This is a genomic window from Pantoea sp. USMM079 (assembly GCF_037153115.1).
GTDB classification, from domain to species: domain Bacteria; phylum Pseudomonadota; class Gammaproteobacteria; order Enterobacterales; family Enterobacteriaceae; genus Pantoea; species Pantoea communis.
This window is the reverse complement of sequence record NZ_JBBCKX010000027.1, coordinates 33,322-53,685: the sequence shown is the minus strand read 5'-3', so window position 1 is coordinate 53,685 and position 20,364 is coordinate 33,322. Positions and strand designations below refer to the sequence as shown.

General features: G+C 54.2%; 20 protein-coding genes and 1 other RNA gene. 10 read left to right on the top strand and 11 right to left on the bottom strand.

Going from position 1 to position 20,364, the window contains the following annotated elements:
* The first annotated feature begins 14 nt into the window (after positions 1-14).
* From WFP70_RS23255 to ykgO, 3 genes are all read left to right on the top strand, one after another.
* Positions 15-3,164 (top strand): efflux RND transporter permease subunit, encoded by a 3,150-nt coding sequence (locus WFP70_RS23255; RefSeq protein ID WP_337024552.1) that lies wholly within the window; start codon positions 15-17, stop codon positions 3,162-3,164.
* 159 nt (positions 3,165-3,323) lie between these two features.
* Complete coding sequence (locus tag WFP70_RS23250) at positions 3,324-3,581, top strand: type B 50S ribosomal protein L31 (protein WP_034828149.1); 258 nt, start codon at positions 3,324-3,326, stop codon at positions 3,579-3,581.
* Between the two features lie 14 nt (positions 3,582-3,595).
* On the top strand, positions 3,596-3,736 hold the full coding sequence (ykgO, locus tag WFP70_RS23245) for a type B 50S ribosomal protein L36 (RefSeq protein WP_008103894.1): 141 nt from the start codon (positions 3,596-3,598) through the stop codon (positions 3,734-3,736).
* Positions 3,737-3,779: 43 nt separating this feature from the next.
* On the opposite strand, the gene WFP70_RS23240 is transcribed toward ykgO, so the two are convergent.
* The 3 genes from WFP70_RS23240 to WFP70_RS23230 are packed head-to-tail and all read right to left on the bottom strand — an operon-like array spanning position 3,780 to position 6,172.
* The gene (locus tag WFP70_RS23240) at positions 3,780-4,658 is read right to left on the bottom strand and encodes a metal ABC transporter substrate-binding protein (protein ID WP_337024551.1); all 879 of its coding nucleotides are present in this window, start codon (positions 4,656-4,658) and stop codon (positions 3,780-3,782) included.
* 21 nt (positions 4,659-4,679) lie between these two features.
* Complete coding sequence (locus WFP70_RS23235; protein ID WP_045816335.1) at positions 4,680-5,519, bottom strand: metal ABC transporter permease; 840 nt, start codon at positions 5,517-5,519, stop codon at positions 4,680-4,682.
* Positions 5,516-6,172 (bottom strand): metal ABC transporter ATP-binding protein, encoded by a 657-nt coding sequence (locus WFP70_RS23230; RefSeq protein WP_034828143.1) that lies wholly within the window; start codon positions 6,170-6,172, stop codon positions 5,516-5,518. Before WFP70_RS23230 ends, WFP70_RS23235 begins: the two co-directional genes overlap by 4 nt.
* A gap of 344 nt (positions 6,173-6,516) precedes the next feature.
* On the opposite strand from WFP70_RS23230, the gene WFP70_RS23225 reads away from it, so the two are divergent.
* The 3 genes from WFP70_RS23225 to WFP70_RS23215 all read left to right on the top strand — a co-directional run bounded on the left by WFP70_RS23225 (position 6,517) and on the right by WFP70_RS23215 (position 7,637).
* Positions 6,517-6,870, top strand: a complete 354-nt coding sequence (locus tag WFP70_RS23225) for a hypothetical protein (RefSeq protein WP_034828141.1) — start codon at positions 6,517-6,519, stop codon at positions 6,868-6,870.
* A gap of 146 nt (positions 6,871-7,016) precedes the next feature.
* Positions 7,017-7,394 (top strand): Hha toxicity modulator TomB, encoded by a 378-nt coding sequence (gene tomB / locus WFP70_RS23220; RefSeq protein ID WP_034828139.1) that lies wholly within the window; start codon positions 7,017-7,019, stop codon positions 7,392-7,394.
* A gap of 24 nt (positions 7,395-7,418) precedes the next feature.
* Complete coding sequence (locus WFP70_RS23215; RefSeq protein ID WP_034828137.1) at positions 7,419-7,637, top strand: HHA domain-containing protein; 219 nt, start codon at positions 7,419-7,421, stop codon at positions 7,635-7,637.
* 128 nt (positions 7,638-7,765) lie between these two features.
* On the opposite strand, the gene ffs is transcribed toward WFP70_RS23215, so the two are convergent.
* Positions 7,766-7,862: signal recognition particle sRNA small type (ffs, locus tag WFP70_RS23210), an RNA gene on the bottom strand.
* Positions 7,863-8,038: 176 nt separating this feature from the next.
* Between ffs and WFP70_RS23205 the strand changes: the two genes are divergently transcribed.
* Positions 8,039-8,350, top strand: a complete 312-nt coding sequence (locus tag WFP70_RS23205; RefSeq protein WP_097117484.1) for an MGMT family protein — start codon at positions 8,039-8,041, stop codon at positions 8,348-8,350.
* 408 nt (positions 8,351-8,758) lie between these two features.
* On the opposite strand, the gene WFP70_RS23200 is transcribed toward WFP70_RS23205, so the two are convergent.
* A complete protein-coding gene (locus tag WFP70_RS23200; protein ID WP_160867925.1) occupies positions 8,759-9,316 on the bottom strand; it encodes a YbaY family lipoprotein in 558 nt (185 codons plus the stop codon).
* 204 nt (positions 9,317-9,520) lie between these two features.
* Between WFP70_RS23200 and tesB the strand changes: the two genes are divergently transcribed.
* Positions 9,521-10,384 (top strand): acyl-CoA thioesterase II, encoded by an 864-nt coding sequence (tesB, locus tag WFP70_RS23195; protein WP_034828133.1) that lies wholly within the window; start codon positions 9,521-9,523, stop codon positions 10,382-10,384.
* Positions 10,385-10,455: 71 nt separating this feature from the next.
* On the opposite strand, the gene amtB is transcribed toward tesB, so the two are convergent.
* The 5 genes from amtB to WFP70_RS23170 form a co-directional block, all read right to left on the bottom strand.
* Positions 10,456-11,745, bottom strand: coding sequence for an ammonium transporter AmtB (gene amtB / locus WFP70_RS23190; RefSeq protein ID WP_038648536.1), 1,290 nt, complete (start codon positions 11,743-11,745; stop codon positions 10,456-10,458).
* A 33-nt stretch (positions 11,746-11,778) separates the two neighbouring features.
* Positions 11,779-12,117: a P-II family nitrogen regulator gene (glnK, locus tag WFP70_RS23185; RefSeq protein WP_007886947.1), complete on the bottom strand. Its 339-nt coding sequence runs from the start codon at positions 12,115-12,117 to the stop codon at positions 11,779-11,781.
* A gap of 259 nt (positions 12,118-12,376) precedes the next feature.
* Complete coding sequence (locus tag WFP70_RS23180) at positions 12,377-14,152, bottom strand: SmdB family multidrug efflux ABC transporter permease/ATP-binding protein (protein WP_337024550.1); 1,776 nt, start codon at positions 14,150-14,152, stop codon at positions 12,377-12,379.
* On the bottom strand, positions 14,145-15,914 hold the full coding sequence (locus WFP70_RS23175; protein WP_058962379.1) for a SmdA family multidrug ABC transporter permease/ATP-binding protein: 1,770 nt from the start codon (positions 15,912-15,914) through the stop codon (positions 14,145-14,147). Before WFP70_RS23175 ends, WFP70_RS23180 begins: the two co-directional genes overlap by 8 nt.
* Positions 15,915-15,938: 24 nt before the next feature.
* On the bottom strand, positions 15,939-16,400 hold the full coding sequence (locus tag WFP70_RS23170) for an Lrp/AsnC family transcriptional regulator (RefSeq protein WP_034828126.1): 462 nt from the start codon (positions 16,398-16,400) through the stop codon (positions 15,939-15,941).
* A 115-nt stretch (positions 16,401-16,515) separates the two neighbouring features.
* On the opposite strand from WFP70_RS23170, the gene WFP70_RS23165 reads away from it, so the two are divergent.
* Positions 16,516-17,556, top strand: a complete 1,041-nt coding sequence (locus WFP70_RS23165) for a PLP-dependent cysteine synthase family protein (RefSeq protein ID WP_160867929.1) — start codon at positions 16,516-16,518, stop codon at positions 17,554-17,556.
* 153 nt (positions 17,557-17,709) lie between these two features.
* Here the strand turns inward: WFP70_RS23165 and cof are convergent, their stop codons facing one another.
* Positions 17,710-18,531 (bottom strand): HMP-PP phosphatase, encoded by an 822-nt coding sequence (gene cof, locus WFP70_RS23160; RefSeq protein WP_211728042.1) that lies wholly within the window; start codon positions 18,529-18,531, stop codon positions 17,710-17,712.
* Between the two features lie 93 nt (positions 18,532-18,624).
* On the opposite strand from cof, the gene WFP70_RS23155 reads away from it, so the two are divergent.
* The gene (locus WFP70_RS23155; protein WP_337024549.1) at positions 18,625-20,340 is read left to right on the top strand and encodes an SgrR family transcriptional regulator; all 1,716 of its coding nucleotides are present in this window, start codon (positions 18,625-18,627) and stop codon (positions 20,338-20,340) included.
* Positions 20,341-20,364: the final 24 nt, after the last annotated feature.

Below are 20,364 nucleotides of genomic sequence, written 5' to 3'. Positions count from 1 at the left end.
GGAGCCACTGATACATGGCTAAGTTCTTTATCGATCGCCCCATTTTTGCCTGGGTGCTTGCCATCATCATTATGCTGGCAGGTACTCTTGCGATTATCAGCTTGCCGATTGAGCAATATCCCAATGTTGCGCCGCCGGCGGTTGAAATCCAGGCAACCTACCCGGGTGCTGATGCGAAAACGCTGCAGGATTCGGTAACCCAGGTTATCGAACAAAACATGAACGGCATCGATGGCCTGATGTATATGGCCTCGAGCAGTGACTCGTCCGGTACTTTAACCCTGACGCTGACCTTCCAGTCCGGTACCAACGCCGATATCGCGCAGGTACAGGTACAGAACAAGCTGCAGCTGGCGATGCCACTGCTGCCACAGGAAGTACAGCAGCAAGGTATTCAGGTTAAAAAATCCTCCAGCAGCTTCCTGATGGTAGCCGGCTTTGTCAGTGATGACGGCAGCATGACGCAGAATGATATCTCTGACTATGTTGCTTCAAACATCAAAGACCCGATCAGCCGTACGCCTGGCGTCGGTGATACTCAGGTGTTTGGTGCGCAGTACGCGATGCGCATCTGGCTGGATCCGCACAAACTCAACAACTACCAGCTGACGCCGGTCGATGTGATCAGTGCATTAGGCACCCAGAACACCCAGGTTGCCGCCGGTCAGTTAGGTGGTACACCGCCAGTGCCAGGCCAGCAGCTGAACGCCTCGATTATTGCGCAGACCCGTCTGACCAATACCGAAGAGTTCGGCAACATTCTGTTGAAAGTCAACCAAGACGGTTCGCAAGTCCGCTTGCGTGACGTGGCGAAAATTGAACTCGGCGGTGAAAACTACGAGATCATCGCACGCTATAACGGCAAACCCGCTTCAGGTATCGGTATCAAGCTGGCGACTGGGGCTAACGCCCTGGATACCGCACAAGCCGTAAAAGATGAGCTGGCAAAATTGCAGCCCTTCTTCCCGGCTGGCATGAAAACCGTTTATCCGTACGACACCACGCCGTTCGTTAAGATCTCGATCTTCGAAGTGGTGAAAACGCTGTTTGAAGCGATCGTGCTGGTGTTCCTGGTGATGTATCTGTTCCTGCAGAACTTCCGCGCGACCTTGATTCCAACCATCGCGGTTCCGGTGGTGCTGTTGGGTACCTTTGCCATCATCAGTGCATTCGGTTACTCGATAAACACGCTAACGATGTTCGGCATGGTGCTTGCCATCGGCCTGCTGGTGGATGACGCCATCGTGGTGGTCGAGAACGTTGAGCGTGTTATGGCGGAAGAAGGTTTACCGCCAAAAGAAGCGACGAAACGTTCGATGGAGCAGATTCAGGGCGCGCTGGTCGGTATTGCCCTGGTGCTGTCCGCAGTATTTATCCCGATGGCCTTCTTCGGTGGCTCGACCGGGGTTATCTATCGTCAGTTCTCGATCACCATCGTTTCCGCGATGGCACTGTCAGTACTGGTGGCGTTGATTCTGACGCCGGCACTCTGTGCCACCATGCTGAAGCCGATCAAGAAAGGCGACCACGGTAAAACCACCGGCTTCTTCGGCTGGTTCAACCGTCTGTTCGACAAGAGCACTAACCATTACGTCGATAGCGTTGGCCACATCGTTCGCAGTACCGGCCGCTATTTAGTCATCTATCTGGTGATCGTGGTCGGTATGGCGTATCTGTTCCTGAAACTGCCGACCTCCTTCCTGCCGGAAGAGGACCAAGGTCTGTTACTGGCGCAGGCGCAGTTGCCTGCCGGTGCAACCCAGGAACGTACGCAGAAAGTGCTGGATCAGGTGACGGATTACTTCCTGAACAAAGAGAAAGACAGCGTTAACTCGGTATTTACCGTTAACGGCTTTGGCTTTGCGGGTCGTGGTCAGAACACCGGTATCGCGTTTGTCAGCCTCAAGCCGTGGGATGAGCGTGGCGATGCCAGCCTAAAAGTACCAGCAATTGCCGGACGCGCCATGCAGGCGTTGGGTCAGATTAAAGATGCGATGGTCTTCCCGTTCAACCTGCCAGCGATTATCGAACTGGGTAACGCCACCGGCTTTGACTTCATGCTGACTGACCAGGGTAACCTGGGGCACGAGAAGTTGACCGCTGCGCGTAACCAGCTGTTTGGCATGATTGCCCAGCATCCGGATACGCTGGTGGGCGTGCGTCCAAACGGTATGGAAGATACGCCACAGTACAAACTGATCATCGATCAGGAAAAAGCGCAGGCGTTGGGTGTGTCGCTGTCTGACATCAACACCACGCTGGGCGCGGGCTGGGGTGGTTCGTACGTCAATGACTTCATCGACCGTGGTCGTGTGAAGAAAGTGTACGTCATGGGCCAGGCTGACTCGCGTATGTTGCCAGATGACATCAGCAAATGGTTTGTGCGTAACAGCTCCGGCACTATGGTTCCGTTCTCAGCCTTCTCTTCGGCGAAGTGGCAGTACGGTTCACCACGTCTGGAACGTTACAACGGCTTACCATCGATGGAGATTCTGGGTCAGGCTGCACCAGGCAAGAGCTCCGGCGATGCCATGAACCTGATGGAAGAGCTGGCGGGCAAACTGCCTGCGGGTATCGGCTATGACTGGACCGGTATGTCTTACCAGGAACGTCTGTCCGGTAACCAGGCCCCTGCCCTGTACGCCATCTCGCTGATTGTGGTGTTCCTGTGTCTGGCGGCATTGTATGAGAGCTGGTCGATTCCGTTCTCCGTTATGCTGGTGGTGCCGCTGGGTGTGGTCGGTGCATTGATCTTCACCACCCTGCGCGGACTCAGTAACGACGTCTACTTCGTGGTGGGACTGCTGACAACCATTGGCTTGTCGGCGAAGAACGCCATCCTGATCGTTGAATTCGCCAAGGATTTGATGGAGAAGGAAGGGAAAGGTTTGGTGGAATCAACACTGGAAGCAGCACGTATGCGTCTGCGTCCAATTCTGATGACCTCACTGGCCTTTATCCTCGGTGTTCTGCCGCTGGCCATCAGTACCGGTGCCGGTTCCGGCGCACAGAACGCCGTAGGTACTGGCGTAATGGGCGGCATGGTAACCGCAACCGCGTTGGCGATCTTCTTCGTGCCGGTGTTCTTCGTGGTGGTACGTCGCCGCTTTGGTAAGAACAAAGCGGAGATTGAGCAAGGCCATCCGGTCGAGCACAAACACTAAGTTGTCACCTGTTGAAAAGGCCGCGCAAGCGGCCTTTTTTATTGCCTGAACACCGCCTTCCACCCGACCGTTCAATACCCTTACTGCGATCGCGGTTGCAATCAATTCTCTGCAGGTTCATACTATTGTTATATTATAACATTACATGAGAGTGCAGTTATGAAAGCCAATATCCATCCTCATTACCGTCCCGTGGTGTTCCACGACACCTCTGTCGATGAGTATTTCAAAATCGGTTCCACCATTAAAACCGAACGCACCATTGAGTTCGAAGGTGAAGTGCTGCCGTACGTGACGCTGGATGTCTCGTCTAAATCCCACGTCCACTACACCGGCAAGCAAAAAGATCTCACCAAAGAAGGCAGCGCCGCACGCTTTAACAAGCGTTTCGGCAGCTTCCTGACGCGCGGCAATTAATCAGGAGTTAACGCATGCAGGTTTTAAGTTCATTACGGTCTGCCAAGACCCGTCACAAGGATTGCAAAGTCGTGCGTCGTAAAGGTCGCATTTACGTGATCTGCAAAACAAATCCGCGCTTTAAGGCGGTTCAGGGAAGAAAAAAGAAAAGGTAGGAAAGTGTCGTGATAATTGGCCGGGATGCTCCCCGGCCTTTTTTTACTTCATGCTCTGCAACATGATATCGACGTTGTGCTTGAAGGCAGCAACATAGGTCGCAGCAGGACCGTTCGCCTCGGACAACGCTTCAGGATAGAGTTCACCACCTGGCTGTGCGCCGGTTGCGCTGGCAATCTGTTTCACCAAACGCGGATCGGTCTGATTCTCCATGAAGTAAGTCTTGATGTGCTCAGCCTTCAGCTGCTTGATAATCGATGCCACATCGCTGGCGCTGGCTTCGGCTTCAGTAGAGAAACCCACCGGTGCGAGGAAACTCACACCATAACGCTGACCAAAGTAACCAAAGGCATCATGGCTGGTCAGCACTTTACGTTTGCTCTTCGGCACTGAAGCGAATTCTGTTTTCGCCCAGCTATCCAGTTTCTGCAGTTGCTGAATATAGCTTTCACCACTTTTACGAATATCCGCCGCATCTTCCGGGTCGGCCTTAATCAGCGCGTTCATTACGTTGGTGGCATAGATCACACCATTTTGCATGCTGTTCCATGCATGTGGATCCGTAATGGTTTTCCCGTCATCCACCATTTTACGGGTGTTGATGCCGTTAGATGCCACCACAATCGTGCCTTTGTAACCCGATGCGCTGATTAAACGATCCATCCAGCCTTCAAGACCTAAGCCACTGACAAACACCACATTGGCTTTAGCCAGCGACTCACTGTCCTGCGGTGTCGGTTCGAAGGTATGAGGATCGCCGTTAGGCTGCACCAGCGACTTCACGTTAACGTGATCGCCGCCCACCTGCTTAACGATATCCGCCAGCACGGTGAAACTCGCTACCACATCCACGGTTTTCGCCATGGTCAGTGGGCTAATCAACATGGCGCCAATCGCCAGACTCAACGGTAACTTCTTCATTCGTATCCCCTAATTGTATAGTTATCGACGGCGCAGCAGGCCGCCACACGGTCCTGTTAAAACAGAAAGCAAAAACAGTACGGCCGCACTCAGCACCACCGCCGGTCCAGCGGGCAGTGAGAAGTGCCAGGAAAGAATTAAACCTACCAGCGCGGCGATCATCGCCAGCAGCATGGCGATGCCGAGCATGCAGGCGAGATGGCGACTCCAGAAACGCGCGCTGGTCGCCGGTAACATCATCAATCCCACCGACATCAACGTGCCGAGCACCTGAAAACCCGCAACCAGATTCAGCACGACCAACATCAGGAAGATGCCGTGGACGATCGGCGCGCTCCACTTGCCTTGCGCACGCAGAAAATCCGGGTCGAACGCATCGATCACCAGCGGACGGAAAATCACTGCCAGCATCAGCAAAGTGAAAGCCGCGATGCCGCCCACCAGCAGGATGGCCGCGTTATCGACGGCCAGCAGTGAACCGAACAGCACGTGCAGCAGATCGACGCTCGATCCACGCAATGACACCAGCGTCACGCCCAGCGCCAGCGAGCCGAGATAAAAGCCAGAGAAACTGGCGTCCTCTTTTAAGGGGGTGTATCGACTGACGGCACCAGAAAGCAGCGCAACGGCTAACCCCGCAATCAGCCCGCCGATGCCCATCGCCACCAGCGATAAGCCGGAAACCAGATAGCCAATCGCCGCGCCAGGCAGCACCGCGTGGGAGAGCGCATCGCCCACCAGACTCATACGACGCAGTGAAAGGAATACACCCAGCGGCGTGGCGCTCAGCGCTAATGCCACACAAGCCACTAATGCACGGCGCATAAAACCAAATTCGATAAACGGTTGAATCAATGTCACGAAGCCACCCTGCGCAGCAGTGGAGTTTGAGCGGAGTCAGCATCATCAAGTGACAACACATCTTTAAAGTAACGCGCGACCAGTGGTCGATCGTGCAACACTACTAATAAGGTGGTGCCCGCCTGCTGCTGCTGCTCGAGGATTGACATCAACAGCGTGACGGTTTGCGTATCGATGCCATTAAAGGGTTCATCCAGCAGCCAGACTTTACTTTGCTGCAGCATCAGGCGCGCAAACAGCACCCGTTGCAACTGACCGCCGGAAAGCATTGAAGGCTGCGCATCGGCGAAATCACGCATCTGCACGGCATCCAGTGCGGCATCGATCTCCTGTCGCATCGCACGATTGATGCCACCAAACCAGCCGCAGCGCGGCCAGCATCCCATCGCAACCAGCTCATAAACGGTAAGCGGGAAACGGGTTTCTAACTCACTACGCTGCGGCAACCAGCCAAGCGCCTTAGGCGAAATCTTTAATTCGCAAGTCCCTGCAATCGGCGGCAACAGACCGGCGATGGTTTTCAGTAGCGTGGATTTTCCGGTGCCGTTCGCGCCGATTAATGCCGTCATGCTGCCTGCCGCCAGTTCTCCGGTAACTATCGGCGTCACCGCTTGTCCCTGATAGCCGCCCTGCAAGCGGTTGAAATGCATCATTTCTGCATTCCCCAATAGATAGCCAGTGCCAGGAACGCGATAAGCAGCAGCGCGACCAGCAGGCGGCCGCTAAGTGAAAGGAGTAAACCACTGTGATTCATGGAGGGAGACCAAAAAAACGTTATAACATAACAATTATACTACCTGATTTTCCCCGCGCGATACCCGAAAGAAAGTGTTTCAAAAGTTAACCATTTGGCGCTTACTCTGTGGCTATCACTGGATCTGAATCGATTGAGCGATAAATCCCATCGCAACGATTACGTATTCTGCACAGAGTTAACTTGCAATATTTGGCCAGAACCCCAATGATAGATTCATCCTCCTTTTTTACCGGAAGCGAAATGCAGTCTATTATTCATTGTGATATTGCTGTGGATGAGGACGATTGCGAGAAGTTGCAGGCTATTATCCAGGGGAATATTCTCAAAATAGCCGAAGCCCTGGCAGGTGATTTACAGTGGTATTCTCAGAACGCGCAATTAGTTCCCGACAGTTTTAAGATTATTTCCATTCAACCGCACGATAACAATCGATTTAAAATGCTTTACGATTTTAAGTGGGATTTATTTAATCCTTGCCTGGATTTAAATGAAACATCTACCCAGCATGAAGAGGTTTTGTTCCAGATAGTACCGGGCGCACTGGTGTTTTCAGTGATAGACAATACCCGCCCCTCGCCAGCTGACGAATTGTAATATTTGGTAATCGAGGTGAGCAAAGCTAATGAATGTGGATTATATTTAAAGAGTCGCTGAATTCTTAATATTCGTGATCGCTTCCTGATAGCTTTTCCAAATCTCGCCGCGCTGCGGTCACTGTGCAAGCTCTGGAGGGGAAAAAGATGGACGAATACTCACCAAAACGGCATGATATTGCCCAGCTTAAATTCCTGTGTGAGAACCTGTTTGACGAAAGTATGGCGACACTGACTGACAGCCATCACGGCTGGGTGAATGACCCTACTGCGGAAAGCAATTTACAGCTCAACGATTTGATTGAGCATATCGCGTCTTTCACGATGAATTACAAAATTAAGCACGTTGAAGATGAAGCGCTGATTACGCAAATCGATGAATATCTTGACGATACCTTTATGCTGTTTAGCAGTTATGGAATCAATACTCAGGATCTTCAACGGTGGCAACGTTCAGCAAGACGCTTATTTAATCTGTTTGCCGAAGAGTGCGCTTTTCTCCAACAACCCAGCCATTCCTTTTAGCATCAGAGTGAGACCGGTTTATTTATGAGCAACCAAGCCTTAACCAAAACAGACTATTTGATGCGACTGCGTCGTTGTCGCTCAATTGACACCCTTGAACGGGTGATTGAAAAAAACAAGTACGAATTATCTGACAACGAACTCGCGGTATTTTATTCTGCAGCCGATCATCGTCTCGCTGAACTGACGATGAATAAGCTTTACGACAAAGTACCGGTTTCTGTCTGGAAGTTCGTCCGCTAACTATTTTTACCCGCTGTTCGTTACGCCATCTTTTCCCTTCAGGGAATGATTCACAGGCAAAGGAGTGCCAGCGTTTCGCTGTGTACTGATTTCTTGAGGATTTTTTCGGGGAGTAGAAATGGTGGAGGCCCTGCCAGCTACATCCCGGCACACGCGTCGCCTGCTGCGGCTGCTTCCTTCCGGACCTGACCGAGTTCACAAGTTAGCGTTGCGGGAGAACCAACAGGGCCCCCATTGACGAGCTCTCTTTCGAAAGCGCAGGCATTATCAAGTAACCCCCTGGCAATTGCAAGCGCAGGCCGGGTGACCGTTGTTTTCTTGAACAGCTTGCCAGTAAAACCCTGATTCTCGCCCTCCCGGCATGTTAAAGTCGCCATTTATTCGCTGAATCCGGTGCGTGTATGAATGACACAAGCAATTTCTCCGAGCGCGTCTGGCAAATCATTGCCGCGATCCCCAGAGGCAAAGTCACCACCTACGGCGATATCGCCCTTCTTGCCGGTTCACCGCGCGCAGCCCGACAAGTCGGCGGCGTATTACGTCGCTTACCCGAGGGCAGCAAATTACCGTGGTTCCGCGTCATCAATCGCCATGGCCGCATTTCTCTGCAGGGCGATGATCTCTTCCGCCAGCGCGATGCGCTGGAAGCCGAAGGCATCGAAGTCAGTGATGCCGGTGAGATTGAATTAGAGAAGTATCGCTGGGAGTACTAAGCGCAGCCATGCTGAAGTACGGGCGGGCAACACTGTGCAGCAAAGCTTCCCCGCCAAAGATGAAAGTAACGAGCAATCTTGTACAATCCGCCGATGCCACTCCACAAATTCGCGCCCATGCTGAGGTACGGGCAGTCAACACTGTGAAGTAAAACATCCCCGGCAAAGATGAAAGTGACGAGCAATCTGGAACAATCCGCCGATGTCATTCCACAAATTCGCACCCACGCTGAGGTGCGGGTAGGCAACACTGTGGAGTAAAGCGTCACACGCCAGGGATGGCGTGTGCCGAGCGATCAGGGACGAGACAGCGACTTTACGCAACAGTGTTGCCTACCCGTACACTCCCCCGTCCCAGTTTTTTACATGCTTCCCAGGCAGTGCGCCCAGACTAGCACCGAGTGATTTTCACATACTTGTCGGCGCAGGCACCGAAGCAGAAGGCACCACCTGCGTTGGCGACGTTGACGGCACTGTGGTCGCCGCGCCCGGCGAGGTCTGCATCGCCATATTGGTCACAGGCACCAACAGCAGTTCCGCTTTCGTACCGCCCTGATTAATCACCGGCTTCACAGTATCGGTAATGAACGCCAGTTTGCCATCAATAGCGATAGCCGCACTCAACAGAATCCGCGCATTCGGCTGAATATCGGCCGGGTTAAACGGCAGCACAAACTGGAACGGCGCCTGTTTCCCTTCAGTGCGCACCACATGCTGCGCCAGCACTTTCGATGGTGCATCGGCCAGTGAAGCGTCGGACAGCGTAACGGTCAGCACCGCATCCGGCGGCAACGCAATGCGCTGACGAATGTACACCGAACCACTAACATTAGGCTGCGTAATCGCAGCCTGCTGCCCCGCAACGGCGGAGCCCAGCGTTGGGGTGGCTACCGGCTTACTGTGATCGGCACAGCCAGCCAATGCTGCCGCCAGCGTCACACCGCTAATAACATGCCAGAGTTTCATCGATGTCGTCTCCTTATGAACACTATGATTGTCGGCGGACAAATTGTTGGGTAGCTTTTCAACCGCCGAATGCCCTTAATTCTGGCACAAAAAACCGGATTGCGCCCAAAAGCACTGCCAGCTCGCTGAAATCACGGCAAAATCATTGACGGAAACTGGTCGGATCTTTCACACTGACGCGATTGCCCCCCAGAGGAATCTGCTATGAGCCAGGCACTGCAAAACCTGCTTAATTTACTCGATCTCGAAAAACTCGAAGAAGGCCTGTTTCGCGGCCAAAGTGAAGATCTCGGCCTGCGCCAAGTGTTTGGCGGCCAGGTCGTCGGTCAGGCGTTATACGCAGCAAAACAAACCGTGCCGGAAGAGCGCATCATCCACTCGTTCCACAGCTACTTCCTGCGTCCTGGTGATAGCGAAAAAGCCATCATTTACGATGTCGAAACCCTGCGCGATGGCAAAAGCTTCAGCGCGCGTCGTGTCAGCGCGGTGCAAAATGGTCACCCCATTTTCTACATGACAGCCTCATTCCAGGCACCCGAAAGCGGATTTGAGCACCAGAACACCATGCCTCAAGTACCGGGGCCGGATAACCTCCCCTCGGAGCAGGATCTGGCGCAAAAACTGGCGGCCCATTTGCCGCTCAAACTCAAAGAAAAGTTTCTTGCTGAACGTCCACTGGATATCCGGCCGGTGCAAATCCATAACCCGCTCAAGGGCCGTGTTGATGAGCCGATGCGCCAGGTGTGGATTCGTGCCAACGGCAAGCTGCCGGACGATCGCCGCATTCATCAATACCTGCTGGGTTACGCCTCGGATCTCAACTTCCTGCCTGTGGCACTACAGCCGCACGGTAAAGGATTTTTAGAGCCTGACATGCAGGTGGCGACGATTGACCACTCCATGTGGTTCCACCGCCCGTTCGACCTCTCAGAGTGGTTGCTATACAGCGTGGTGAGCACCTCAGCTTCAGGTGCACGTGGGTTTGTACGTGGGGAGTTCTACACGCAGGATGGGACACTGGTCGCAACCACCGTTCAGGAAGGCGTCATGCGCCAACGCGACGCATAAAAAAAGGGGCGATATTATCGCCCCCTCGTCTTTTTATAATTTTAGCGCACTGCTCTTCTACCGCGCATTTCTTACTGGTTGTAAGCGTTCTCGCCGTGGCTGTTCACATCCAGACCTTCACGTTCCTGATCTTCTGGAACACGCAGGCCAACGATCATATCCGCCAGTTTGAAGCCGATGAAGGCGACAACACCTGACCAGACAATGGTCACGCCGCAGCTGAACAGCTGAACCCAAACCTGATGGCCCATGGTCACGCCTTCTGCGTAGCCCACGCCGCCTAGTGAAGAGGAGGCGAACACACCGGTCAGAATACAACCCAGGATACCGCACACGCCGTGCACACCGAACACATCACACGGGTCATCCACACGCAGCCATTTCTTCAGGGTGGTCACACCCCAGATACCTGCCAGGCCACCGGCCAGACCGATAATCAGCGCGCCGCCGACACCGACATAACCACAAGCCGGGGTGATAGCAACCAAACCGGCGATAAAGCCAGAACACGCACCGAGCAGAGAAGGTTTGCCACGCATTGCCCACTCACCGAACACCCATGACAGCACCGCACCTGCAGTCGCCACAACAGTATTCAGGAAGGCCAATGCTGCGATTTCGTTAGCTGAAGAAGCAGAACCGGCGTTGAAACCGAACCAGCCTACATACAGAATCGCAGTACCGGTGAAGACCATTGGCAGGTTATGCGGTTTGAACGCTTCTTTACCGAAGCCAGCACGTTTGCCAACCAGATAAGCACCCACCAGGCCTGCAACAGCGGCGTTGATGTGAACTACCGTACCGCCTGCGAAGTCCAGCGCGCCGTCTTGCGCCAGCAGACCGCCAGCCCACACCATGTGTGCGATTGGCAGATAAGAGAGCGTCAACCAGACCACCACAAAAATCAGTACTGCTGAGAAGCGAATACGTTCAGCAATCGCGCCCACAATCAGGCCCACGGTGATACAGGCGAAGGAAGCCTGGAACGCGACGTGAATATACTGATAGAAGCTGCCCATCACCGCTTTCAGCTCGATATTTTTCAGCATCGCCCACTGGAAGTTACCGAAGAAGGCGTTGCCCTCGCTGAAGGCCAGTGAATAACCGTAAATCACCCACAGCACGCAGACTAATGCGAAGGTCACGGCAACCTGGGTCAGCATCGACAGGACGTTTTTACCGCGAATCAAACCGCCGTAAAACAGGGCGATGCCCGGAATCGTCATAAACAGTACCAGAGCGGTACAGATCATCATAAAGGCGTTATCCGCTTTGTCCGCAACGGCAGGTGCTGCCGCCATGGCCAGAGACGGTAACAGTGCCAGGCTGGTGAGGCCCAACTTAGTCATCATTTTATTCATTTCTTTCCATCCCATCACAATTCAGAGCCCCAGTTACAGTGCTGCTTCGTCGGTCTCGCCGGTACGAATACGAATAACGCGCTGCAGTTCTGCGACGAAGATTTTGCCGTCGCCAATTTTGCCGGTGTAAGCGGCTTTGCTGATGACATCCACCACTTCATCGAGTTGATCGTCCGCAATCGCGATATCAATTTTAACTTTTGGCAGGAAGTTCACGCTGTACTCGGCACCGCGATAAAGCTCTGCGTGACCTTTCTGGCGACCAAACCCCTTCACTTCGGTAACAGTCAGTCCCTGAATGCCAATGGAGGATAAAGCTTCACGCACGTCCTCCAGCTTAAATGGTTTGATTACCACGGTAACCAGCTTCATACGTTCCCCTCCAGATAATAAATTGAGTGAGTCTCGCGGACACGAGGAGATATAAGCAAACGCTGTGCCATAAATGAAAAAAGGTGAGCAGTCAGTGGTCTGGACGCGCTATATCGCGCTTCGTTATGTGATGGGTGGCTCAGTTTGGAAACAGGACAAAAGAAAGGTGTTGCAATATTGCACCCCTTTGGTGCTTTAAGCCTCAAAGGAGTGCATCAATACAGAACAATCCGATAAATTTGCGCAAAAAAGGTGCAATTCACCCTTCTGCTTGCGCGGGTATGCTCGCCGCGAGTTCATCACCCGCCTGCTGTAGCTGATACATCTGCCAGTAACGCCCCTGTTGAGCCAGCAACTGTGCATGCGTACCCCGCTCGGCAACCTGACCACGGTGCAACACCAGAATCTGATCCGCTTCGGTGATGGTAGAAAGACGGTGTGCAATCACCACCAGCGTGCTGTGCTGGCGTAGTGCACGCAGCGCATGCTGAATCGCCTGCTCGGTGCCGGAATCGATGTTGGCAGTCGCTTCATCAAGAATCAAAATTTGTGGCAGCGAAACCAGCACTCGCGCCAGCGCCAGCAACTGTTTTTGCCCGACCGACAAATTGTTGCCTTGTTCACCTAGCCGCGTATGAATGCCCTCTGACATCGATCGTGCCAGCGGGGCGAGCTGCACTTTTTCCAGTGCCTGCCACACCTGCTCTTCCGGGATATCGCGTCCCAGCCGCACGTTGGCTAACAAGGTATCAGCCAGCACCACCGGATCCTGCTGCACCATCGCGACGCTTTGCCGCAACGCTTCATGCGTCAGCTGCGGTAAGGGGCGACCATCCAGCTCGATGCTACCGCGTGTCACCGGGTAATATCCCATCAGTAAATTCGCCAGCGTACTTTTGCCACTGCCTGTATGCCCCACCAGCGCCACAAAACCGCGCGCCGGCACTTCGAGGCTGATATGGCTCAGTACATCCCGATTGTCGCGGTAAGCAAAACTGACATCGTGCAAGGTAATACGCCCTGAGGCCAACGGCAGGTTATCCGTGCCGTATCCCTGTTGAGTGGCATCCATCAGTTCGAAGATACGCTCGCCGGAAACCACCGCCTGTTGCAGCATCGATTGTTGCGTGGTGAGCTCAATCAAGGGTTCGTTCAGTCGTCCCAGGTAGGTAATAAAGGCGTAAAGCACGCCGACCTCAAACACCCCGGGCGTGGCAAAGCTGAACAGCATCAGCAGGCCACAGAGGATCATCGCCGAAAACAGACTCAACAGCGGACGCAACAAGAAACCGTCCAGTCGCAGAGTTTCCATGCGCGCCAGATAGTGTGAGCGGCTGGCCTCGCCCATGCGTTCACCAAAGCGCGCCTGCTGGCGAAACTGCTGGATCACGCTCATGCCGTTGATCACTTCATTGAAACCATTATTGATATCCGCCAGATAGCTACGCACACGACGTGCAATCGGCGTGCTGTAACGCTGATAAATCAGCATCACCGTGAGTACCAGCGGGAAGATGACAATCGCCACCAGCGCCATGCGCCAGTCGAGCGAGAACATCGCCACCAGCATTGCGCCAATCAGTGCCGCACTGCGCAGCACGGTGGCTACCACCGTGACGTAGAGATCTTTAATCACTTCAGTATCATTGGTGACGCGCGAGATAATCTGCCCCACCGGCTGGGTATCAAAGGCGCTAAGCGGCTGCCGCAGTGCCGCGTTCATCACATCCACGCGTAACTGCTGCACCACACTAATCGCCGCGCGGTTAAACAGCAGCGCCTGGAAATAGTGCAAACCCGCAGCCAGCAGTTGCAGCAAAATAAAGCACACCAGCAGCCCGATGGCGATGCCCCAGGGCATCTGGTGTTTCGCCACCAAATTATCAATGAAGTAGCTCACCAGCACCGGGCCGGTGACTTCTGCCGCCGCCGCGATCCACAGCATGCCAACCGCCAGCCACAACGATTTTCGCCAGGGTTTACCGTATGACAGCAGGCGTTTCAGGGTTGGCCACAAACGTTGCGATTTAGCCATGATTCGCCTCCTCTGCGATTTCATCTTCATCCAGCGCCGCTTCGAGTTGCTGATAGCGGTACATATCGCGATACCATCCCTCTTTCGCTAGCAGGCTGTCATGATCGCCGCGCTGAGTCACCGCACCTTGTTGCAGCACCAGAATTTCACTGGCCTCGGTCAACGCCGATAAACGATGCGCACTGATGATCAATGTGCGGCCTTTGCCCCACTGCCGCAGGTTGTGCAGGATTTCATGCTCTGTGCGACCGTCCACCGCGGATAGTGCATCGTCGAGGATCAGGATTTCCGCATTCAGCAACAGCGCGCGGGCAATGGCTATACGCTGTTTTTGACCGCCGGAAAGCATCACACCGCGCTCACCCACTTCGGTGTCATAGCCCTGCGGCAGACGCAGAATATCATCGTGTACACAGGCCATGCGCGCCACACGCTCAATTTCTTCCTGAGACGCATTCGGACGCCCCAGTGCCAGGTTATTGGCCACGGTATCGGAGAACAAAAATGGCGTCTGGCTCACCACCGCCAGCCGACTGCGCCAGCTATCAAGTCGCAGCTGCGTTAGCGGCAGGTTATGGTAGCGAATGTCACCCTGGTCGATGTCGAAATGACGTTGAATCAGACTCAACAGCGTGCTTTTACCACAGCCGGTTGGACCGCACAGCCCCAACATTTGCCCCGGTTTCAGTTGAAAATTAACATGGCTCAGCGCCGCGCCTGCGTTGGCGGGATAATGGAATTCACGAATGGCGACCTGTAAATCTCCAGCGTCGGCGGGCAGGACTTTCTGCCCATCCTCCACCGCCGGCGCTTCCGCCAACAGCGCGCGAATGCGGCTCCATGCCGCGCTCCCACGTTCAACGATGTTGATCATCCACGCCAGCGCCAGCATCGGCCAAATCATCAGTCCCAGATACATCACGAAGCTGGTGAGCTGACCCAGCGTCAAACTACCGTGCCACACCATCCAGCCACCACCCGCAATCGCCAGCAGGTTAGAGAAACCCACGGCGATATAAATGATGGGATCAAAACGTGCATCAACTCGCGCCACATGCAGGTTTTTCTTGCCGGTGTCGCGCGCAATGTCAGCAAACTGTTGCGATTGATGATCCTCCAGGCCAAAGGCTTTGATCATCCGAATGCTGGTGAGGCTCTCCTGTGTTTGGTCGTTCAGGCTGGAGAACGCGGCCTGGGCCACTTTGAAGCGCTGGTGCAGACGAGAACCATCTTTCTGAATGGCAATCGCCATCAGCGGCATTGGGATCAGCGCCAGCAGCGTCAGCTCCCAGCTGATTTGCACGCTCATCACCACCAGCACCACTAAGCCCATCACCAGCGAATCCACTAGCGTCAGGACGCCCTCACCGGCGGCAAACACCACGCGATCGACATCATTGGTGGCGCGTGCAATCAAATCACCAGTGCGATGGCGCAAGTAGAACGCCGGATGCTGGCGACTCAGCTGGCGATAGAAATCTTCGCGTAATTCAACCGCGAGCTGGTAGGACGCACCGAACAGCAGCACGCGCCAGACATAGCGCAGCAGATAGACGATGACTGCCGTCACCAGCATCACGCCGATCCACATGAAAATTTTGCCGCTACTTAAAGTGTGTTGCGTCACGCCATCAACAATCACGCCGACCACATGCGGCGGCAGCAGTTGCAATAGCGCAATCACAATTAGCAAGCTGACGGCACCCAGATATCGCCGCCACTCGCGCAGGAAATACCAACTTAATTGGCTGAATAATCGCACAAGACGCTCTCTTTCTGTGCCCGTTCAGGGCGCTACCGGCAACGCGGTGGTGTATTTAATCTCTTCCATGGCGAAACTGGAGGTCACATCAATCAGGCCTGGCACGCCATTCACCAGACGTTTATAAAATGCATCGTAACTTTTCATATCGGCCACCTGGATGCGCAGCAGATAATCGTACTCTCCGGCCATGCGATAGAATGCCATCACTTCAGGCATCTGCTGTACCACGGCAACAAATTGCTGAAACCAGTCGCTGCTGTGCTGTTGTGTTTTGACAAACATGAAAGCGGTGAGAGAAAGGCCCATCTTCTCCCCATCCAGCAAAGCCACGCGCGCACGAATAATGCCATCATCTTCCAGCTTTTTCAGGCGTTTCCAGCACGGCGTGGTAGTGAGATTCACCGCATCCGCCAAGGCCTGCAGTGATAACGTGCAATCCTGTTGCAGTATCGCCAGCAAAGTGCGGTCAGTTTTATCTAGCATTCGGCGCTCCGGGAGAAAAATTTTCTCTTATTCGGGCATTATACCCGGATTAAAGCAACCTTATTTTCCTGCCAGTGCCTTACACTGTGCACAATAATGATTACGGATTCGTCACATGCAAACGCCCTGGGTTCGCCACGCCATCAATGAAATTAACGCCGATTTTCAACGCTCTGCGGATACGCATCTTATTCGCTTTGCGCTGGAGGATTTTCCGGGCATCCGCTTTTACCTCAAAGATGAAAGCACCCATCCGAGTGGCAGCCTGAAGCATCGCCTGGCGCGGTCGCTGTTCCTGTATGGGTTGGCCAATGGCTGGATCCGCGAAAATACGCCAATCATTGAGGCGTCATCCGGAAGCACGGCGGTGTCAGAAGCCTATTTTGCGCGTTTGTTGGGTCTGCCATTTATTGCCGTGATGCCCGCCAGCACGGCGAAACGCAAAATTGAAATGATCCGTTTTTACGGCGGCGAGTGCCATTTCGTTGCCGATCCTTGTCAGCTATATAGCGAATCGGAACGTCTGGCGCGTGAACTCAACGGTCATTTTATGGATCAGTTCACCTATGCCGAGCGCGCGACTGACTGGCGCGGCAACAACAACATCGCAGAAAGTATTTTCCGTCAGATGGCGCATGAGCCTTTCCCGGTGCCGCATACCGTGGTGATGAGCGCGGGAACCGGCGGGACTTCGGCCACACTGGGCCGCTATATCCGTTATCAGGGGCACGATACGCGTCTGCTGGTGGTGGATCCGCAGCACTCCGTGTTCTTTGATTTCTGGCATAGTCGTGACAGCGCGCTGCGCAGCGATCGCGGCAGCATGATTGAAGGCATCGGACGTCCGCGCGTGGAGCCGTCGTTTTTACCGGATGTGATCGACGAAATGATCAAAGTACCCGATGGCGCGACAGTGGCTGCGATGCTTCATCTGGAGAAAATTCTGGGTCGTCGCCCTGGCGCTTCAACCGGCACCAACTTCTGGGGCATGCTGCAGGTGGCGAAACGCATGCGGGAAAATGGCGAGCAAGGTTCGCTGGTGACGCTGTTGTGCGACAGCGGTGAGCGTTATCCGGACACCTATTACAACCCAGAGTGGGTCGCGCAGCATATCGGGGATATTCAGCCGTGGCTGCGTGAGCTTTACCCTAAATAATTCGAATTGCAGGAAGGCGGCAAACGAGAGCATCCCGATGAGCTTACTGGAGTAAGTGATTCGGGTAAACGAGTGCAGCCAACGCACCTGCAATTCGAAGTATGACGGGTATGCAATAAAAAACCGGACATCCTGTCCGGTTCACTGTAAGCCTCAGCATTCGGGGGAATAATCGAGGTGTGGTGTGCTCATCCAGTGATTTAAGTAATGAGACACCGCCTGTGTCTCGCAATGTCCAATAATCGGCAAATGCGGCAGCGACGATTTCAATTGATGCATGGCGTTGCCCATGATGAACCCGCTGCCAACGCGCTCCAGCATTTCGCGATCATTCATCGCATCACCAAACGCCATACAATCCGCCATTGATAGCGACAAATGCTGGCACAGATGCGCCAGCGCCGCGCCTTTGTGGCAGTCCAGCGGCAGAACTTCCAGACAATCCCATGCGGAAAAACAGATATTGGCGCGCTCGCCCAGGGCTTGCTGCAACTCTACTTTTAACGCCTGAAGCATCTCATGCGGTGCAATAAAGCAAATTTTGGTCACCTCATGCGCCGACATCTGACGCAAATCGCGCAGCTGATAATGGAAGCCGCTCATCACGTGTGCTTCCAATGCTCCCAGCAACGGTTTATCGGTGAACCAGCCCTCATCGTTGAAGATATGAATCGATGCCGGCGTTTGCCAATGCGTGTGGATCACCTCTTCGGCTACAGAAGAGGACAGATCACAGCCAAACAGCTGCTGACCTTCCAGATCGTGAATGCGTGTGCCATTGCCGGTGATCAACCAGGCCGGCAGGGTGAGCTGTTCACGTACCACCTGCACATCCATCAGATGGCGGCCCGTGGCAAAGGCAATGGTAATATCGCGCTGATGCAAGGCATGCAGGGTGTCGATGGTTTCATTCCCTAACCGATGCGTCGGCAGTAACAACGTGCCATCCATATCAAATGCCGCGAGGCGAGCCATGCAATGTCTCCTGTCTGAGTGAGGAATCTACTATCGCCTGGTAATTACGGAACTAATAGTGAATACTTTCATGAAACTGTTCCGGGTTTAGCGATGCGCCAACTTCATCGGGTTAATCAATTTCAGCGCCTGTGGCAACTCAGCCAGGGCGAGCCTCTGCGTTTGAGTGTTGCTGCCATGGCCCAACACTGTTTTTGCAGTGAGCGCCACGTACGTACCTTATTACGCCAGTGGCAGGATGCAGGCTGGCTGCACTGGCGCGGCGAATCCGGCCGGGGAAAACAAGGCGAACTGACATTTCTGATCTCACCTGAACAACTTCGCCAACAGCTGCTAACCCAGCAACTGGAAGCAGGCGAAGCGATACAAGCGTTGCAGATATTGGATCTTCATCCTGAGCGGCTGGTGAAAATGCTGCGACCGCTGATGGGCGGCCAATGGCAGAATCAGGCACCGGTACTGCGTATTCCCTATTATCGCGCGATGGAGCCGCTGCGGCCGCTGCGTCTGACCGGAAGGGCTGAGCAGCACCTGGTGCGGCAGATTTTCTCTGGCCTGACGCGCTTTAATGGCGACGATGTAGAAGGTGATCTTGCGCATCACTGGCAACATGATGGCAGCGGCTGTGACTGGTATTTCTGGTTACGACCTCAGCTCAGCTGGCACAACGATGAGCCAATTCAAGCTGCGCAGCTGGTTGCTCAGTTACAGCAGATTATGCAAACCGTGCGCGGCAGCCGCCTGCTGGCCTCTATCGAACGCATCGAGGCGCCACATCCGCTGGCTCTGCGTATTCAATTGCGTCAGAGCGACTACTGGCTGCCGCAGCGTCTGGCACATCAATACTGCCTGCTGCCACATCCTGATGCAGTGGATATAGGCAGTGGCCCCTGGAAGCTGACCCATTTCACCGATGAGCTGGTTCGCCTGGAAAGTCATGCCCGCTGGCATCTGCAACGACCGCTGATTCAGCTGGTGGAATACTGGATTACTCCACAGCTGTTTGCCCATGGTCTCGGCACCAGCTGTCGTCATCCGGTGCAAATCGCCATTGGCGATCCTGACGAGCTGGACGCATTGCGCCCGGTCGATCACAGCATCAGCCTCGGCTTCTGTTATCTGGCACCGCGCATTTCCGCCAGTTTCACTGCTGCTCAGGCAACAACACTGATTGCATTAATACAACACAGTGGCGTGATTCAGCAGTTACCGTTGGATGAAGGCTTGATTACCGCGAGCAAGGAGTTGCTGCCCGGTTGGCCCGTTCCCTCTGCCGGGATGACCACCGTCAAGCTGCCCGAAAAACTCACACTGCACTACCATCTTCCTATCGAACTGCATGTGATGGCGCAGGCGCTGGTGCCTTTGCTGGCCCATCAGGGCTGCGAATTAACCTGCGTTTTTCATGATGTGAAAAACTGGCGTGACGATATCGACCTGAGCGATGCCGATGTGGTGATGGGTGACCGTTTAATTGGCGATGCGCCGCTGTTTACCCTGGTGAACTGGCTGGAGAACGATCCCGTATGGACTCCCTTACGTGCCCCGGTACTACAAGCGCCACTCATCGCTATCGCCCATCAGCCCGACCCAGAGCAACGCGCAGCATTAACACAGCAATTGTTCCAGCAGCTGATGGGTGACGGACATCTGTTGCCGCTGTTTAACTATCGCTATCAGGTGTTTGCCCCGCCCGGCGTTGAAGGCATCCAGCTCAATACATTGGGCTGGTTTGATTTCACCCGCGCCTGGATTCCACCGCCCGCAACCGCAGGGGCTGTTCAGCCCGCGCCCGAGCCAGTACCATAGACGCACTGATTTTTGGGGAAATTG

Excerpts from the sequence above, each read along its gene's own strand:
- WFP70_RS23250 (WP_034828149.1), top strand. The coding sequence starts at position 3,324 with ATGAAAGCCAATATCCATCCTCATTACCGTCCCGTGGTGTTCCACGAC.
- WFP70_RS23240 (WP_337024551.1), bottom strand. The coding sequence starts at position 4,658 with ATGAAGAAGTTACCGTTGAGTCTGGCGATTGGCGCCATGTTGATTAGC.
- cof (WP_211728042.1), bottom strand. The coding sequence starts at position 18,531 with ATGGCTCGCCTCGCGGCATTTGATATGGATGGCACGTTGTTACTGCCG.
- WFP70_RS23225 (WP_034828141.1), top strand. The coding sequence starts at position 6,517 with ATGCAGTCTATTATTCATTGTGATATTGCTGTGGATGAGGACGATTGC.
- tomB (WP_034828139.1), top strand. The coding sequence starts at position 7,017 with ATGGACGAATACTCACCAAAACGGCATGATATTGCCCAGCTTAAATTC.
- WFP70_RS23200 (WP_160867925.1), bottom strand. The coding sequence starts at position 9,316 with ATGAAACTCTGGCATGTTATTAGCGGTGTGACGCTGGCGGCAGCATTG.
- WFP70_RS23255 (WP_337024552.1), top strand. The coding sequence starts at position 15 with ATGGCTAAGTTCTTTATCGATCGCCCCATTTTTGCCTGGGTGCTTGCC.
- glnK (WP_007886947.1), bottom strand. The coding sequence starts at position 12,117 with ATGAAGCTGGTTACCGTGGTAATCAAACCATTTAAGCTGGAGGACGTG.
- WFP70_RS23230 (WP_034828143.1), bottom strand. The coding sequence starts at position 6,172 with ATGATGCATTTCAACCGCTTGCAGGGCGGCTATCAGGGACAAGCGGTG.
- WFP70_RS23215 (WP_034828137.1), top strand. The coding sequence starts at position 7,419 with ATGAGCAACCAAGCCTTAACCAAAACAGACTATTTGATGCGACTGCGT.
- WFP70_RS23155 (WP_337024549.1), top strand. The coding sequence starts at position 18,625 with ATGCGCCAACTTCATCGGGTTAATCAATTTCAGCGCCTGTGGCAACTC.
- WFP70_RS23205 (WP_097117484.1), top strand. The coding sequence starts at position 8,039 with ATGAATGACACAAGCAATTTCTCCGAGCGCGTCTGGCAAATCATTGCC.
- WFP70_RS23165 (WP_160867929.1), top strand. The coding sequence starts at position 16,516 with ATGCAAACGCCCTGGGTTCGCCACGCCATCAATGAAATTAACGCCGAT.
- ykgO (WP_008103894.1), top strand. The coding sequence starts at position 3,596 with ATGCAGGTTTTAAGTTCATTACGGTCTGCCAAGACCCGTCACAAGGAT.
- WFP70_RS23170 (WP_034828126.1), bottom strand. The coding sequence starts at position 16,400 with ATGCTAGATAAAACTGACCGCACTTTGCTGGCGATACTGCAACAGGAT.
- tesB (WP_034828133.1), top strand. The coding sequence starts at position 9,521 with ATGAGCCAGGCACTGCAAAACCTGCTTAATTTACTCGATCTCGAAAAA.
- amtB (WP_038648536.1), bottom strand. The coding sequence starts at position 11,745 with ATGAATAAAATGATGACTAAGTTGGGCCTCACCAGCCTGGCACTGTTA.
- WFP70_RS23180 (WP_337024550.1), bottom strand. The coding sequence starts at position 14,152 with ATGGCTAAATCGCAACGTTTGTGGCCAACCCTGAAACGCCTGCTGTCA.